Origin of the sequence: Winogradskyella psychrotolerans (assembly GCF_018860545.1) — a bacterium.
Lineage (GTDB): Bacteria > Bacteroidota > Bacteroidia > Flavobacteriales > Flavobacteriaceae > Winogradskyella > Winogradskyella psychrotolerans_A.
In genome coordinates this window covers 88,156-88,407 of the sequence record NZ_JAHKPN010000010.1, presented here as the reverse complement: position 1 = coordinate 88,407, position 252 = coordinate 88,156, and the positions used below count along the sequence as shown (strand labels likewise).

Here is a 252-nt window from a genome sequence, read left to right as displayed (position 1 = left end):
TTCCGCCACCAGCTGCTACAATTTGTGCAGCCGTTCTACGACGAATATTACCATCAGAATCTCTTGTTAAGATATTATCAGTATCTGCTCCGCTAGTTACGTTTCTTATTCTAGCGTCTCCGTTGATATCTAATCGAGCTGTTGGGCTGTTTGTACCAATACCAACTCCATTAGCGCTGCCATCAATGACTAAAGTGCTTGAATCGAAATTAAGATCAAAGTTACCTTGTGTGATATATCGATTACCAGTAA

The 252-nt window shown here is 40.5% G+C and carries 1 pseudogene; it reads right to left on the bottom strand.

The features are described from left to right. A pseudogene (locus tag KO515_RS18955) lies at positions 1-252 on the bottom strand (hypothetical protein); the annotation flags it as partial.